The organism is Tenacibaculum soleae (assembly GCF_030549005.1).
Taxonomy (GTDB): domain Bacteria; phylum Bacteroidota; class Bacteroidia; order Flavobacteriales; family Flavobacteriaceae; genus Polaribacter; species Polaribacter soleae.
The window spans coordinates 89,131-105,310 of the sequence record NZ_JAUOSW010000004.1 but is presented as its reverse complement, the minus strand read 5'-3'; the positions used below and the strand labels follow the sequence as shown (position 1 = coordinate 105,310).

At 31.7% G+C, this 16,180-nt stretch carries 20 protein-coding genes; 11 read left to right on the top strand and 9 right to left on the bottom strand.

Annotation, left to right across the window (positions count from 1 at the left end; translation table 11 throughout):
• Positions 1-18 precede the first annotated feature (18 nt).
• Complete coding sequence (gene bioA / locus Q4586_RS06895) at positions 19-1,284, top strand: adenosylmethionine--8-amino-7-oxononanoate transaminase (protein WP_303527707.1); 1,266 nt, start codon at positions 19-21, stop codon at positions 1,282-1,284.
• Here bioA and Q4586_RS06890 read toward each other — a convergent pair.
• Entirely contained in the window at positions 1,270-1,722 is a 453-nt protein-coding gene (locus Q4586_RS06890) for a cytochrome c oxidase assembly factor Coa1 family protein (RefSeq protein WP_068702556.1), read from the bottom strand. The two genes, bioA and Q4586_RS06890, sit on opposite strands and share 15 nt — an antisense overlap.
• 131 nt (positions 1,723-1,853) lie before the next feature.
• Here Q4586_RS06890 and Q4586_RS06885 point away from each other — a divergent pair, with 131 nt between their 5' ends.
• The 5 genes from Q4586_RS06885 to Q4586_RS06865 all read left to right on the top strand — a co-directional run bounded on the left by Q4586_RS06885 (position 1,854) and on the right by Q4586_RS06865 (position 7,659).
• Positions 1,854-2,996, top strand: a complete 1,143-nt coding sequence (locus Q4586_RS06885; protein ID WP_068702554.1) for a beta-ketoacyl synthase N-terminal-like domain-containing protein — start codon at positions 1,854-1,856, stop codon at positions 2,994-2,996.
• Between the two features lie 54 nt (positions 2,997-3,050).
• Positions 3,051-3,623, top strand: a complete 573-nt coding sequence (locus tag Q4586_RS06880) for a hypothetical protein (protein WP_068702552.1) — start codon at positions 3,051-3,053, stop codon at positions 3,621-3,623.
• 9 nt (positions 3,624-3,632) lie between these two features.
• Positions 3,633-5,042, top strand: coding sequence for a flotillin family protein (locus Q4586_RS06875; RefSeq protein ID WP_303527704.1), 1,410 nt, complete (start codon positions 3,633-3,635; stop codon positions 5,040-5,042).
• A 528-nt stretch (positions 5,043-5,570) separates the two neighbouring features.
• Positions 5,571-6,671, top strand: coding sequence for a biotin synthase BioB (bioB, locus tag Q4586_RS06870; RefSeq protein ID WP_303527701.1), 1,101 nt, complete (start codon positions 5,571-5,573; stop codon positions 6,669-6,671).
• 118 nt (positions 6,672-6,789) lie between these two features.
• Positions 6,790-7,659: a cupin-like domain-containing protein gene (locus Q4586_RS06865; protein WP_068702549.1), complete on the top strand. Its 870-nt coding sequence runs from the start codon at positions 6,790-6,792 to the stop codon at positions 7,657-7,659.
• 49 nt (positions 7,660-7,708) lie between these two features.
• Here the strand turns inward: Q4586_RS06865 and Q4586_RS06860 are convergent, their stop codons facing one another.
• From Q4586_RS06860 to panB, 5 genes are read right to left on the bottom strand one after another with little or no spacing between them, the layout of a single operon-like run.
• Entirely contained in the window at positions 7,709-7,990 is a 282-nt protein-coding gene (locus tag Q4586_RS06860; protein ID WP_068702548.1) for a TM2 domain-containing protein, read from the bottom strand.
• A gap of 33 nt (positions 7,991-8,023) precedes the next feature.
• Complete coding sequence (locus Q4586_RS06855; protein ID WP_303527694.1) at positions 8,024-8,413, bottom strand: VOC family protein; 390 nt, start codon at positions 8,411-8,413, stop codon at positions 8,024-8,026.
• Positions 8,413-8,871, bottom strand: a complete 459-nt coding sequence (locus Q4586_RS06850; protein WP_303527692.1) for a DUF1801 domain-containing protein — start codon at positions 8,869-8,871, stop codon at positions 8,413-8,415. Before Q4586_RS06850 ends, Q4586_RS06855 begins: the two co-directional genes overlap by 1 nt.
• A gap of 36 nt (positions 8,872-8,907) precedes the next feature.
• Entirely contained in the window at positions 8,908-9,846 is a 939-nt protein-coding gene (locus tag Q4586_RS06845) for a 2-hydroxyacid dehydrogenase (protein ID WP_303527690.1), read from the bottom strand.
• A gap of 45 nt (positions 9,847-9,891) precedes the next feature.
• A complete protein-coding gene (panB, locus tag Q4586_RS06840; RefSeq protein ID WP_068702542.1) occupies positions 9,892-10,710 on the bottom strand; it encodes a 3-methyl-2-oxobutanoate hydroxymethyltransferase in 819 nt (272 codons plus the stop codon).
• Between the two features lie 168 nt (positions 10,711-10,878).
• On the opposite strand from panB, the gene Q4586_RS06835 reads away from it, so the two are divergent.
• The 5 genes from Q4586_RS06835 to Q4586_RS06815 all read left to right on the top strand — a co-directional run bounded on the left by Q4586_RS06835 (position 10,879) and on the right by Q4586_RS06815 (position 13,881).
• Positions 10,879-11,352, top strand: coding sequence for a nuclear transport factor 2 family protein (locus Q4586_RS06835; protein ID WP_303527688.1), 474 nt, complete (start codon positions 10,879-10,881; stop codon positions 11,350-11,352).
• A 4-nt stretch (positions 11,353-11,356) separates the two neighbouring features.
• Positions 11,357-12,274, top strand: a complete 918-nt coding sequence (locus Q4586_RS06830) for a TolB family protein (RefSeq protein WP_303527686.1) — start codon at positions 11,357-11,359, stop codon at positions 12,272-12,274.
• A 22-nt stretch (positions 12,275-12,296) separates the two neighbouring features.
• Complete coding sequence (locus Q4586_RS06825; protein ID WP_303527684.1) at positions 12,297-12,869, top strand: sigma-70 family RNA polymerase sigma factor; 573 nt, start codon at positions 12,297-12,299, stop codon at positions 12,867-12,869.
• A gap of 4 nt (positions 12,870-12,873) precedes the next feature.
• On the top strand, positions 12,874-13,134 hold the full coding sequence (locus tag Q4586_RS06820) for a hypothetical protein (protein WP_068702534.1): 261 nt from the start codon (positions 12,874-12,876) through the stop codon (positions 13,132-13,134).
• 105 nt (positions 13,135-13,239) lie between these two features.
• Positions 13,240-13,881 (top strand): O-methyltransferase, encoded by a 642-nt coding sequence (locus Q4586_RS06815; protein ID WP_303527682.1) that lies wholly within the window; start codon positions 13,240-13,242, stop codon positions 13,879-13,881.
• A gap of 3 nt (positions 13,882-13,884) precedes the next feature.
• On the opposite strand, the gene Q4586_RS06810 is transcribed toward Q4586_RS06815, so the two are convergent.
• The 3 genes from Q4586_RS06810 to atpD form a co-directional block, all read right to left on the bottom strand.
• Complete coding sequence (locus Q4586_RS06810) at positions 13,885-14,166, bottom strand: Sec-independent protein translocase subunit TatA/TatB (protein WP_068702530.1); 282 nt, start codon at positions 14,164-14,166, stop codon at positions 13,885-13,887.
• 98 nt (positions 14,167-14,264) lie between these two features.
• Positions 14,265-14,558 carry a FoF1 ATP synthase subunit delta/epsilon gene (locus tag Q4586_RS06805; protein ID WP_068702528.1) on the bottom strand — a complete coding sequence of 98 codons (294 nt, stop codon included), beginning with the start codon at positions 14,556-14,558 and terminating at the stop codon, positions 14,265-14,267.
• Between the two features lie 39 nt (positions 14,559-14,597).
• Positions 14,598-16,109, bottom strand: coding sequence for a F0F1 ATP synthase subunit beta (atpD, locus tag Q4586_RS06800; protein WP_303527677.1), 1,512 nt, complete (start codon positions 16,107-16,109; stop codon positions 14,598-14,600).
• Between the last annotated feature and the right edge of the window lie 71 nt (positions 16,110-16,180).

Below are 16,180 nucleotides of genomic sequence, written 5' to 3'. Positions count from 1 at the left end.
AACGAAAAAAATAAAAGTATGACACTTCAAGAAAGAGATAAAAAACATTTATGGCATCCGTTAAAACAACACCAAACGCATCCTGATAGTTTAGGAATTGTAAAAGCTAAAGGATGTATTTTAACCGATGAAAATGGCAATGAGTATATCGATGCTATTTCATCTTGGTACACCTGTATGTTTGGGCACTGCAATGATTTTATTACCAATCGTGTTTACCAACAAATGCAAACATTAGATCAAATAATGTTTAGCGATTTTACACACGAACCAGCTGTAAAATTATCCGAAGAATTAATTAAAATTCTTCCAGAAAATCAAAACCGAATCTTTTTTAACGATAATGGTTCAACTGCTGTTGAAGCAGCTATTAAAATGGCTTTGCAATACTATTTTAATAAAGGCGAAAAACGAACTACTTTTATAGCTTTTGAAGATGGTTTTCATGGTGATACTTTCGGCGCGATGTCGGTTTCTGGCTTATCAGCTTACAACGGGCCTTTTGAAGATTTTTTAATGAAAATTGAGCGTATTCCTGTCCCGAACGGGAAAAATAATCAACAAATTTTAAATCAGTTAGAAAAAATCGTTGCAGAAAATGATATTGCAGGTTTTATTTACGAACCGTTAGTGCAAGGAGCAGCCGGAATGAAAATTCATGAAGCAGCAGATTTAAACGAGATTTTAAAGTTTTGCAAAGAGAATAATATTTTAATGATTGCTGATGAAGTAATGACAGGTTTCGGTAAAACAGGTAATCATTTTGCATCAGATGAAGTTACTACAAAACCAGATATTATCTGCTTAAGTAAAGCTTTAACTGCTGGTTTAGTTCCGATGGCAATTACTTCTTGTACCGAAGAAATTTACAATACTTTTTTAAGCAATGATATTGCAAAAGGTTTTTTTCATTGCCATACCTACTCTGCTAATCCTATTGCCTGTAGCGCTGCTTTGGCAAGTATCGAATTACTACAAACTACAGAAATTCAAGAAAGTATTAAAACTATTATAACTTCTCATAAAACATTTGAAAAGCGTATTAAAAAACATCCAAAAGTAACCACAACAAGGAGTAAAGGTGTAATTTTAGCAATCGATTTAAAAAGTAACTCTGGTCGTTACGGTACTTTACGCGATCAATTATTAAAACATTTTATGAATGATGGTGTGTTTTTAAGACCATTAGGAAATACCATTTATATTCAACCACCTTATGTAATTACAAAAGAGCAGTTACAAAAAGTATACACAACAATCGAAAAGGTTTTAGATATCTTCTAAAACCTTTTCTTGTGCTAATAAATTAATTTCTTCGTGTGTTTCTTTAATTCGCACGTATAAATCTTCATAAATCCACTCGCCATTAGTTCTTATACCACGAACAATTAATGTTCCTTTTCCGTTTGGTCCCGAAATCGGAATGGAAAAATCAACATCTCCATCATTATTATTTATTGATATATTTCCTGATGGGATTCCATATTTTTCAATTGGCTCCCCTAAAAAACTACGTACTTTCTTGTTTTTTTCAGCTTGTTTAATAGCATGCTCTACCGGTGTGGCATTTGTAATTATTTCAGATATACCAAAAAACGCAGCACCAATACCAAAAACAAATAATAAAATAAGCCCAATACATCCGCAGCCACAACCACCAACAGGCACTACCCATCCCCAATTTCTACCAAACCAACTTTTTTGTTTTTGTTCACGCATCATTTAAAAATTTTAATGACAATATAATTATTTTATTTTCTTCGTAATCGTTGATTTAACTATTATTTTTGCTGAGATATTATCAATCATTTTAAGATGATGCTAAAATAAGTTTAGCATAACATAGCTCAATTATGAAAGAACCAATTTCTATAACCTCTTTTGCTTCGGTTTCAGCCTTAGGGAGTTCTCCTGAGCAAATTTGGGAAAACTATTTAAACTCAAAACATTTTTTAACACTAAAAGATAATGTTTGGATTGGGCAATTAACCAATGAAGATAAACTTATTATTGAGAAAATAAGAAGTTCGGATAACAAGTATAAAAACTTAGATGATTCGGTAATATACACTTTGTTTGCTGCAAGAAAAGCTATTGAAAAAACTAATTGGAAACAGGAAGATAACTTCGGTATTAATATTGGTTCATCAAGAGGAGCGACTTCTTTGTTTGAAAAATATCACAAAGAATTTTTAGAAACTGGAAAATCATCAACCTTAAGTTCTCCAACCACTACTTTAGGTAATATATCATCATGGATTGCCCACGATTTACAAAGTAACGGGCCTGAAATTTCGCATTCTATTACTTGTTCAACAGGATTACATTCTTTGTTAAACGGCGTTGCTTGGTTACAATCTGGTATGGCTGATAAGTTTATGATTGGCGCTAGTGAAGCCTCTTTAACTGATTTTACGATTGCCCAAATGCAAGCGTTAAAAGTATACTCGAAAGAAACCGATGAATATCCGTGTAAAGCTTTTGATTTAGAAAAAAACAAAAATACCATGGTTTTAGGAGAAGCTGCCTCAGTTTTTTGTTTAGAAAAAGGAGTTCAAGAAAATGCTATTGCCACTATTAATGGGGTTGGATATGCTACTGAAGTTTTAAAACACAATACTTCAGTAAGTACCAATGCCGATTGTTTTCAAAAATCTATGAAAATGGCTTTGGGTGGTATTTCTCCTGATGAGATTGATGTTATAGTAATGCATGCTCCTGGAACTATTAAAGGAGACCAATCTGAAATTAATGCAATACAAAAGATTTTTTGTAACAAAACTCCTTTTTTAACTACTAATAAGTGGAAAGTCGGGCATACTTTCGGAACTTCAGGGTTGCTTAGTTTAGAATTAGGCGTATTTATATTACAACATCAAAAAGCAATCGAAGTTCCGTTTGCTACGCAACAAAATCATCCAAAAAAAATAAATAAAATACTTATAAATGCCGTTGGTTTTGGTGGAAATGCCGTTTCTGTTTTATTGACGAAATAATATTGCTATTTCAGTCAATTTAGCTATTTTTAGTAACTAAAAAACAATTGCTTTATGATGGAATGGTTTAATGAATTATCTTCTTTTCAAAAAATGTATTGGGTTGTTACAATTGCTGCAACCTTACTATTTATTTTTGTTCTTATAACAACTTTTATTGGCGCTGACACTGATGATGTAGGTGATGTTGATGCAGAAATAGATGCCGATACTGGTGCTGGATTTCAGTTTTTCACCTTTAAAAACATGGTGGCTTTTTTTACCATTTTTGGATGGAGTGGAATTGCAAGCATCGATGCTGGAAATTCAAAAATTGTTACCTTATTTATTTCTATCTTCTGTGGATTATTAATGATGACAGTAATGGCAGCATTATTTTACTACATCAGTAAATTAACTGATAGCGGAACTTTAAAGATGGAAAATGCACTTAATGCCATTGGCGAAGTATATTTAACCGTAGGAGCCAACAAATCTAAAATAGGAAAAGTACACGTTAAAGTACAAAACTCACTACGAGAATTAGAAGCACTAACAAATTACGATACCGATTTACCGCAAGGAACGGTAATAAAAGTAATTGAAGTAACACCAAACGGATTATTAATTATTGAACCTCAAAAATAAAAATTGACTATGTTAAAATTAACACTATTACAAATTGAAGGCTTTGCCGGGCCTATCGGAATGATTATTGCTATTCTATTTATTTTCATCTTATTTATCACCTTAATTAAACGCTATAAAAGATGTCCTTCAGACAGAATTTTAGTAGTTTATGGTAAAGTTGGCGGCGGACAATCAGCAAAATGTATTCATGGTGGAGCCGCATTTATTTTTCCGGTAATTCAAGATTATGAGTTTTTAGATTTAACACCTATTTCGATAGAAGTAAATTTAGTAAACGCACTTTCTAAACAAAATATTCGTGTAAACGTACCAAGTAGATTTACTATTGGAGTTTCTACTGAGCCAGGAATTATGCAAAATGCTGCTGAAAGATTGTTAGGATTAAATCAAGACAATATTCAAGAATTAGCACAAGAAATTATTTTTGGTCAGTTACGTTTAGTAGTTGCCTCTATGGATATAGAAGAAATAAATAATGATAGAGATAAGTTTTTAACTAATATTTCACAAAGTGTAGAATCTGAATTAAAAAAAGTAGGTTTAAAGTTAATCAACGTAAATATTACCGATATTGTTGATGAATCAGGCTATATAGAAGCTTTAGGTAAAGAAGCTGCTGCACATGCAATTAACGCTGCTCGTAAATCGGTTGCCGAAAAAACTAGAGATGGTTCTATTGGTGAAGCAAATGCTGTACAAGATGAAAGAACACAAGTTGCTGCTGCAAACGCACAAGCCGTAGAAGGAGAAAATACCGCAAAAATTGCTGTTGCAAATTCAGATTCTTTAAGAAGACAACGTGAGGCAGAAGCAGAACGTACTGCAATTGCATCAGAAAAAGTACAAAGTGCAAACGCTTTAAAAGAATCGTATGCAGCCGAACAAGAAGCCGAACTTGCCAGAGCTGAAAGAGAGCGTTCATCTCAATTAGCAGATATTATTGTACCTGCTGAAATTGATAAAAGAAAAGTTGAAATTGATGCCGAAGCAAAGGCCGAAAATATTAGACGAATTGCAAAAGGTGAAGCAGATGCAATTTTCTTAAAAGCGCAAGCCGAAGCTAAAGGTTTATATGAAGTATTAACAAAACAAGCGGCTGGTTTAGACGAAATTGTAAAAGCTGCAGGTAACGACTCACAAAATGCGGCATTATTATTAATTGCTGATAAATTACCAGAATTGGTAAAAACGCAAGCCGAAGCTATTAAGAATATTAAAATTGATAAAGTTACTGTTTGGGAAAATGGTGGCGGAAAAGATGGAAAGTCATCGACCTCTAACTTTATTTCGGGCATGTACAAATCGGTACCGCCATTACAAGAAATGTTTAATATGGCTGGTATGCAATTGCCTGAATATTTGAAAGGTAAAGATATTCCGGCTGAAATTATGGAAGAAACCAAAGAAGATAATTAACCTTCTTTAAATTAATAATTCTAAAATTCCGCTTTCATAGCGGAATTTTTGTTTTCAGTTATTCTTTACTTTCTACTGATAAAAACAATCAATAAATAAACTGTGCCGATATCAAACACTATACAAGTGCGGCATTCTGAATTTATTTCAGAATCACATTTTTATACCAATAAGTGTTCGCTCTTGATGAGAACCTGAAAAAAAATCAGGTTGACGGAACGCTTAGTATTTATTTGACTAAAATTGAGTAATTTAAAATATTACAACAATATCGATGCTTCTTTATTTGATAAAGAAAAATAAAACGCTGCTGTTAAACGGTATTTTTGCAAATAGGTTTAGCCCTGATTGAACGGCTTGTTTGAGCTCTTTTTTTCTGTCTGATCGAGTGAATTTTGAAGGATGAAAAATTTGTATCGAGAACAGTTGAAAAAAAAGCGAGTAGTGAAAGCAGGAAATAGCTTCAAAAAAAGAAATAAAAACTCAATTAGTTTTTTTATTTTTGACAGCTACAAACAACTTGAATTTATGAGTGAAGTAAGACATAACTGGACGAAAGAAGAAATTCTTGAAATATATAATAAGCCGTTAATGGAGCTTTTATACGAGGCTGCAACGATTCATAGAAAAAGTCACGACCCGAATGTAGTACAGGTTTCGACCTTATTATCTATAAAAACTGGTGGATGCTCGGAAGATTGTGGATATTGCCCACAAGCGGCTCGTTACCACACCAATGTTGATGGAAATGATTTAATGAGTGTACAACAAGTAAAAGCACAGGCTTTACGAGCAAAATCGGGCGGAAGTTCGCGTGTTTGTATGGGTGCTGCTTGGCGTAATGTAAAAGACGGGCCAGAATTTGACCAAGTATTAGAAATGGTGAGAACTATTAACAAACTTGATATGGAGGTTTGCTGTACTTTAGGAATGGTTACCGAAAACCAAGCGCAACGTTTGGCTGAAGCTGGTTTGTATGCCTATAATCATAATTTAGATTCGTCGGAAGAATATTATAAAGAAGTAATTTCTACACGTGGCTATCAAGATCGTTTAGATACGATTGATAATGTGCGTAAAACAAACGTTACAGTATGTTCGGGTGGAATTATTGGAATGGGTGAAAATGCTGAAGATAGAGCTGGAATGTTAGTGGCTTTATCTACTTTAGATCCGCAACCAGAATCAACACCAATTAACGCTTTGGTTGCTGTTGAAGGTACACCTTTAGAAGATGAAAAACCTGTTGAAATTTGGGATATGATTCGTATGGTTGCTACTACTCGTATTGTATTACCTGAAACTCAGGTTCGTTTATCGGCTGGTAGAACTCAGATGAGTCGAGAAGGACAAGCAATGTGTTTCTTTGCCGGAGCAAACTCTATTTTTGCTGGAGACAAGCTACTTACAACCCCGAACCCTGATGTTAATGAAGACATGAAAATGTTTGAAATGCTAGGAATGAATCCTCAAAAACCATTTACTAAAAAAGTACAACCACAATCGGTTGAAGCTGCTGATTCTAAGTTTGAAAACTTAGGAGAAAAGCCAAAATGGTCTCGTCCTGAGCACAAAATTGAGCGTAATGAAGAGAAAAAGCAAGAGGCTTTAGCTTTTAGAAAAAAATAATTTTTTTTTAAAAACAGTAAAAAGCACTCATTATTTAATGTGAGTGCTTTTTTGTTGCCGTTATATAAACAAATAGACCTAACAATTTATTAACTTTGCTATTAGAAAAATTCAATGCATGGGATTACAGTTACAACAAATAGACCGAGTTAAAACCATAACCAAGGAAGATTTTATTAAAAACTACTTCAAACCTCAAAAACCTGTGGTTATTGAGCGTTTTATTGAAGATTGGCCTGCGTACTCTAAATGGTCTTTAGACTATATGAAAGAAGTTGCTGGTGATAAAACGGTACCTTTGTATGATGATAGACCGGTAGATTATAAAGATGGTTTTAACGAGCCGCATGCTACTATGAAAATGAGCGAATATGTAGATTTATTAAAACGAGAACCTACTAAGTTTCGAATTTTTTTATGGAATATCTTAAAAGAGGTTCCTATGCTTCAAAAAGATTTTAAATTTCCTGATTTTGGTTTGCGTTTAATGAAAGGAATGCCAATGTTATTTTTTGGTGGTACAAATTCGTATACTTTTATGCATTATGATATTGATTTGGCAAATATTTTTCATTTTCATTTTGAAGGAAAAAAAGAAGTGATTTTATTTGACCAACAGCAAAACAAGTATTTATATAAAATTCCGCACTCATTAATTACTCGTGAAGATATTAATTTTGCAGACCCTGATTTTGAAAAATGGCCTGCTTTAAAAAATGCTAAAGGACATATTACAAATTTAGAACACGGAAATGTATTATATATGCCTGAAGGATATTGGCATTATATGCGTTATTTAACGCCTGGTTTTTCGATGAGCTTACGTGCAATTGCTCGTAATCCTGCTCGTTTAGGAAAAGCATTATTTAATGTTTTTGTAATGCGTAACTACGATAATTTAATGCGTAGAATTAAAGGTCAAAAATGGATTGATTGGAAAAATAAACAAGCTATCATTAGAACTAACAAAGCAAATAATATTATATAAAAAAAGCGCCAATTATGGCGCTTTATATTTTTTAAAAAAGTTGTTTTATTTAAAACCAACCTTTTTGGTTTACTTGATATGTTTGCACAAATTCTTCATCTGATTTTGTTAAATACATAATTCCTTCAATTAAACCTATAATGCTAAAAATAGGAGCTGCAAACCCACAAGTAAGAATACTACCTAATAACATTATTAATCCTTCTTTTGTATAACCTAACACGAATTTATGCACACCTAAGGGACCTAGAATTATACCTAGTATACCTGCTAATACTCTTTTACTTTCTTGATTTGGAACTGCTTTTCCATTTTCATCAATTACATCCATTTTTTTGTTTTTAATAATTAGTTGGTGCTAAATTTATAAAAAAGCTGCGTCATTTGGCTCCCAAAGTTCAATTTTATTTCCATCTAAATCAATAATCCATCCAAATTTACCATAATCATACTCTTCTACTTTGTCTAAAACAGTAACTCCTTTTTGTTTTAGCTCTTCTAATAGTTCTTTTAAATTTTCTACACGGTAGTTAAACATAAAGTCTTTCTTTGAAGGTTCAAAATATTTAGTATCGTTTGCAAAAGGACTCCATTGTGTTGATGCTTTTTTTCCATCATTATCTTTCCACCAAAAAGTAGTTCCCCAATCGTCTGTAGTAAAACCTAAGTTTTCTTTATACCAGTCTTTTGTTTTAGCGGTGTCTTCAGTTTTAAAAAAAACACCTCCTATACCTAATACTTTTCCCTTTTTCATTATTTTGTTTTTATCGCAGATTCATAAATAGTTATCCATTCTTCAACTGTCATTTTTGTACAAAGTTCCGCTATTAAGTCGTACGGAATATCATCCATTTTTTTAAGTCGAATACAGCTTTTTCCCATGTCTAACTTTCGTTTACAATGTTTTGGATATTCAGCTACAAACCAATCTAACAATTCTTTTTTAGCATAAATTCCGCTATGGTATAAATTAATCGAGTTTTTTTGTGAAGCTATATTCATAAAAGGTAATGGTAAACTTGTATCGCAATGATAACCATCTGGATAAATTGAATGAGGCACATAATATCCTATCATCTTATAATTAATCCCTTCTTCAAATCCTGTGGGTAAATTATCTTTTATAATTACACGTAAATTTTGCATGATTTCCTGACGTTCTTCAGGAATTTGTGCTAGGTATTCTTCAGGTGAATTTGCTTCGTATTGCATGTTATTATTTTTTAACACTGTTTTAAAGCATACAAGTTAGCAAAATTTTGCTTTGATTTTATCTACAATTGTTTGCGCTAACTTTTCTTTACTTTCTACTGTCCAACCTGCAACATGCGGCGATAATAATACATTTTCTGATTTAATTAAATATTGAAATGCTGCTGGCATTTCTTTATTTACAAATAAATTTTCGAATGATTTTTTTTCATATTCTAGCACATCTAATCCTGCTCCTAAAATTTTATCTATTTTTAAAGCATTTACTAAATCAGAGGTTACAACCGATGTTCCTCTTGCTGTGTTTAACAACCAAAAAGGCTTTGTAAAAGCATTGATAAAATTCGTATTTATCATTTGTTTTGTTTCTGCAGTTTGTGGTGTATGTAAACTTAAAACATCCGTTTTTTCTTGTAGTTCTTTTAAAGAAACTTGAGTACAGTTTTTATCACCAACATTAGGTTTAATATCATAACAGATAACTTTTACATCAAAACCGCGTAGTTTTTTCGCAAAGGCTTTCCCCATGTTTCCGTAACCTATCAAACCAATCGTTTTACCGTCGAGTTCAATTCCTCGGTTATCTTCACGTAACCATTTTCCGTTTCTAACTTCTTTATCAGCCTTATTTAATTTATTAAACAGTGATAATAACATTCCTAAAGTATGCTCACCAACTGCATTCCTATTTCCTTCGGGGGCTGAGATTAGATGAACTCCGTTTTCTTTAGCATAATCAACATCTATATTTTCTACTCCTGCACCTACTCTCCCTATAAATTTAAGATTAATTGCTTTATCTAAAAACTGTTTATCGATGGTAAATCGGCTTCTAATAATTAATCCATCATATGCATCAATTTTTGTTTCTATTTCATCTTTTGACGAATTAAAATCCGTTTCGTTTATAAACCCCACTTTATTTAATTGTTTTAAAAGTAATGGGTGATTTGAATCTAAGTGTAATATTTTCATAATACTTAAAATAAAAAAATCTTCTTTTCAGAAGATTTTTTGGGTTTAATATTGTTCTTTTTCGTTAGGAAAATCTTTCGATTTTACGTCTGCAATATAATTTTCAAAAGCGTTGGTCATTTCTGAATATAAATCTAAATATCTACGTAAAAAACGTGGGTTAAATTCATGTGTCATTCCAATCATATCGTGTGTTACCAATACTTGTCCATCAACTCCAGCTCCTGCTCCGATACCTATTACTGGAATGGTTAGACTTTCGGCTACTTTTTTAGCTAAAGCTGCTGGCACTTTTTCTAACACCAAAGCAAAACATCCTAATTGCTCTAATAATTTAGCGTCCTCTATTAATTTATCGGCTTCTTCTTCTTCTTTAGCTCTAACCGTATATGTACCAAATTTATAGATTGATTGTGGCGTTAGCCCTAAATGCCCCATTACAGGAATCCCAGCGGTTAATATTCTCGATACAGATTCTCCTATTTCACTTCCGCCTTCTAGCTTTACAGCATGTCCACCCGACTCCTTCATTACTTTTATTGCAGAGTCTAAAGCACTTTTAGAATTACCTTGATAAGCTCCAAATGGTAAATCAACTACCACCAAGCAACGCTCTACCGCTCTAACAACTGAACTTGCATGGTATATCATTTGATCAAGAGTAATTGGTAAAGTAGTTTCATGACCCGCCATTACGTTTGACGCTGAATCACCAACTAAAATGACATCTATTCCTGCTCCATCTACAATTTTTGCCATTGTATAATCATAAGCAGTAAGCATTGAAATTTTTTCTCCATTAGCTTTCATTTCAACTAATGATTTCGTGGTAATTCTTTTATATTGTTTTTTAGCTACAGACATTATTTTAAGTTTTCTATTTTGTAAAAATACACAATTATTCTGTTGATTTATCCCTTATAAAAAAGTTCCAAATTCATTTTTACTTTTTATTATAGTTGTTAATTTTATCTTAATTATAAGATGATCATCTACTTTTTTTATAGCTTCACACTTTTAAAACAAACTATTATGCCTAAAGTAATTACGATTCTTATTCTTTTTATTTTTTCAAGTGTAGTAAATGCACAAAAAAATACAGCAGAAATAGCCATCAAAAAAACTATTGAAACTTTTTTTGATGGATTACATAAGGGAGACAGTACAGTTGTTAGTAAAACATTACATACAACGGTTAAAATACAAACTACTTTCACCAATAAACACAGTGTTAAAACTTTAATTACTGATGATAAAAATAAACTACTTGTTGCTATTAATAGTAAGAGACCAGAACACACGTATTTAGAGAAATTATTATCCTGGACTATTAATGTTGATGGTAATTTAGCTTCTGTTTGGACGCCTTATGAATTTTATTTGAATGGAAATTTAAGTCATTGTGGAGCCAATTCATTTCAATTATTTAACAACAATGGAAAATGGGAAATCATTTATTTAATTGATATGAGACGTAAAAATAACTGTAAAACTTTAAAAATTTAATTCGATGAAAAAATACTGTCTTCTTTTTATGTTTATAACCAGTACTTCATTTAGTCAGGGTTCTAAAATGTTTAATCCGAATTTATTTAAAGGATTACCAAACGTAAGAGATTTTTCACTAAACAAGAAAGGTGATGAATTTTATTTCACTGTAGAAAGCTTTGCTAAAGAATATTCATTTATTGCTTTTTCAAAAAAAATAAATGGCACTTGGACTAATCCTGAAACTGTAAGTTTTTCTGGACAACATAAGGATTTAGAACCTTTTTTATCTCCAGATGGTTTAAAATTATTTTTTGTTTCAAATAGAATAGATAACGCTTCATCTGAAATTAAAAATGATATGGATATATGGTATGTTACAAGAAAATCATTGACCGATATCTGGTCTGCACCAAAAAACATTGGTAATATTATAAATTCATCTGCTGATGAGTTTTACCCCTCTGTAACAAGTAAAGGTGATTTGTATTTTACAGCTTCTTATGATAATTCGAAAGGTAAAGAGGATATATATGTAAGTCGATTTATTAATAACACTTATACAAAACCAACTTCTTTAAGTAGTAATATAAATTCAGAAAAATATGAATTTAATGCCTTTGTTGCTCCTGATGAAAGTTTTATAATATTTACTTCTTACGGAAGAAAAGATGGTTTAGGTGGAGGTGATTTGTATATCAGTAAAAAGGATAAAGATAATAATTGGCTACCAGCTAAGCTTCTAAAAAATGGTATTAACTCTAAAAAGTTAGATTATTGCCCATTTGTAGATATAGAAAATGAAACAATGTATTTTACCACAAATAAAAGTAGTATACCAAGAGGTTTTAAAAAGAAAAAAAAATTAACTGAAATTATCAATTATATAAATATTACCCCTAATGGGCTAAGTCGAATATATCAGGCAGATTTTAAATAAAAAATAGTTTATATTTGAAGCGATGAACCAAACTGATAAATCCAACGCTTTATCTCCAAATAAATGGGTTGATAATTATGCTGATTATTTATTTAATTATGCTGTAGCTCGTGTAAATGATTCTAACATTGCTAAAGACTTGGTACAAGAAACTTTTTTTGCTGGTCTTAAATCTGCTAAAAATTTTCAAGGAAAGTCTACTGAAAGAACTTGGCTAGTATCAATATTAAAACGAAAAGTTATAGATCATTATCGAAAAATAAACTCAAACAAAGGTCAGGCAGAGGTTCGAATGAGTTTTTATGATAAAGGAGATAATGAAGGTAATTGGATTGAAGAACGAGTGCCTCAATCATGGGAGAATGAATCTGAAAAAAATATTGAAAATGAGGAGTTGAAATCTCAATTAGACATTTGCATTGATAATCTTCCTGAAAAATACGCCATGGTGTTTAGAATGAAAACAATTCAGGAATTTGAAACAGAAGAAATTTGTAAGGAATTAAATATCACTCCGTCAAACTTATGGGTAATTATTCACAGAGCAAGAACCCAGCTAAGAAATTGTATGGAAAAGAACTGGTTTAATAAGTAAGAAGATGTTTAAAAGATTTAAAATAACATGTGATGAAGCAACTTCAATTTGTGACAAAGCACAATACAATGAAGCTTCATTTTACGAAAAAATAAAACTTAATTGGCACTTATTAACTTGTAAAATATGTGCTTTGTACTCAAAGCAAAATCGAAAAATGTCTGATATTTTTAAGATGAAAGCTAATAATTGCAAAAATGAAACGAAGTGTTTATCAAACAAAGAAAAAGAAGCTTTAAAGGAACAATTAAGTCAATTTAATTAATCGTTTAGTTTATATATATCAATTTTTATTTTTTGTTAGATTGAAACGGAACTTATTATAAAATAAGTTCCGTTTTTTTATACCTTTGAGCTAAAATTGAAAAGTATGTATTTTCTTCCTGAAAAAATAGATGATTACGCTGTTAATCACTCACAACAAGAGCCTAAAATATTACAAGAACTAACTAAAGAAACTTGGCAAAAAGTGTTAAACCCAAGAATGTTAAGTGGTGCTTTTCAAGGAAGGGTTTTATCAATGATTTCTAAGCTAGTACAACCTAAATCAATTTTAGAAATTGGCACGTATACCGGTTATTCTGCCCTATGTTTAGCCGAAGGTTTATCTGAAGATGGAAAACTTTATACTATTGATAAAAATGAAGAATTAGAGGAGTTACAGGCTACTTATTTTCAAAAATCAGCTTATAAAAATCAAATTAAGCAATACATTGGAAATGCAATTGATATTATTCCGACAATAGACACCAAATTTGACTTAGTTTTTATAGATGCCGATAAATCCAATTATCTAAACTATTTTGATTTAATTATAGAGAAAATGAACACTGGTGGAGTAATATTATCTGACAACGTGCTTTGGAGTGGTAAAGTGGTAGAAGAGTTAAATCCTAAAGATATAGACACAAAAATTCTTTTAGAATATAATCAGAAGCTTAACGAAGATGATCGCCTAGAAACTGTTTTACTACCAATAAGAGATGGATTAACAATTAGTCGTGTAATATAATATTTAAAACTGTCGTTTTATTGGTCCTGTAAAGTCATCAATATCATCTTTAACTTTATTTACTTCTTTATTAATATCTTTTACAAAATTAGTATCGATACCTTGATTTTTAGCACTATCATTAATTTCTTTCTTTATATCATTGGTTGCATCTTTGATTTGACGCATTCCTTTTCCTAATCCCCTTGCTATTTCAGGAATTTTATCTGCACCAAATAACATAACAACAATTAATATGATTACAAAAATCTCTGGCCCTCCTATAAATAAAAATACTACATTCATTACTACAAAGATACTTAAAATCAATAGTAAAATCTTTATAAAATAAAAAAAGCCAAACTTTACGTTTGACTTTTTTTTATTTATTAGTTATAAGGGAATTAATCTGCTAGAATAATAACCTTATTATCTTTCATTTCAATGGTTCCTGATTTAATATTTAAAGTTAAAACTTTATCATCTGCAGGTAATCTTTCAATGCTTCCATTTAAATCTTCAAAAACTAAATGAGTTTGAGTATGCACATGTATTTTAACTCTTCCTTTTTTTAAGATAGACACTATTGGTGCGTGATTATTTAAAATCTGAAACTCACCATTAATACCAGGTACATTTACAGAATCTACTTCTGATGAAAATAGAATAGCTTCTGGCGTTACAATTTCTAAAAACATAATTTCAATAGAATTAATTATTGTTAATTGTTAATTGAATTATGCTTCAGCTAACATTTTTTCACCTGCATCAATAGCCTCTTGAATAGAACCTCTTAAGTTAAATGCTGCTTCAGGGTATTTATCTAACTCTCCGTCCATAATCATATTAAATCCTTTAATAGTATCTTTAATATCAACTAAACATCCTGGAATACCAGTAAACTGCTCAGCTACGTGGAATGGTTGAGATAAGAAACGCTGTACACGACGTGCTCTGTGAACTACTAATTTATCTTCTTCAGATAATTCTTCCATACCTAAAATTGCGATAATATCTTGTAATTCTTTATAACGTTGTAAAATTTCTTTTACTCTTTGTGCTGTATTATAATGCTCATCACCTAATACTTCAGCAGATAAAATTCTTGAAGTAGAATCTAAAGGATCTACCGCTGGATAAATACCTAATTCTGCAATTTTACGAGACAATACTGTTGTTGCATCTAAATGGGCAAACGTTGTTGCTGGTGCTGGATCTGTTAAATCATCTGCAGGTACATAAACCGCTTGTACAGATGTAATAGAACCTTTTTTAGTAGAAGTAATACGCTCTTGCATTGCTCCCATCTCTGTTGCTAATGTTGGCTGGTAACCTACTGCCGATGGCATACGACCTAATAATGCTGACACCTCAGAACCTGCTTGTGTAAAACGGAAGATATTATCAACGAAGAAAAGAACGTCTTTTCCTTGTGCTTCTCCTGCTCCATCACGGAAATACTCTGCAATTGTTAAACCAGATAATGCAACACGTGCTCTTGCTCCAGGTGGTTCGTTCATTTGTCCGAATACGAAAGTAGCTTTAGAGTCTCTCATTCCAGGCTTATCTACTTTAGATAAATCCCATCCTCCTTCTTCCATAGAGTGCATAAAATCATCACCATATTTGATAATTCCAGACTCTAACATCTCTCTTAATAAATCGTTTCCTTCACGAGTTCTTTCTCCTACACCAGCAAATACAGATAAACCTCCGTGTCCTTTTGCGATGTTGTTAATTAACTCTTGAATTAATACGGTTTTACCAACTCCTGCTCCACCAAATAATCCAATTTTACCTCCTTTTGCATACGGCTCAATTAAATCGATTACTTTAATTCCTGTAAATAAAACTTCTGTTGATACAGATAAGTCTTCGAATTTAGGTGCTTGACGGTGAATAGATAAACCTGCATCTCCTGTTTTAGGTAAATCCCCTAAACCATCGATAGCCTCACCTGTTACGTTAAATAAACGACCATAAATATCATTCCCTATTGGCATTTGAATTGGACTACCAGTAGCGATCACTTCTGTACCTCTACTTAATCCATCAGTTGCATCCATAGATATTGTACGCACTGTATCTTCACCAACATGTTGTTGAACTTCTAATACTAAAACTGAACCATCAGCTTTTTTAATTTCTAATGAATCGTAAATTTTTGGTAGTTCAGCACTTTTTGTATCAAACTCAACATCGATAACTGGACCAATAATTTGAGAAACTTTACCTGTTATTGTAGACATTACTATATATGTAATTAAAGTTATTTAATTTGCTATGTGAGCTTTAGCTCTTTTTTTCAAAGTGCAAAGGT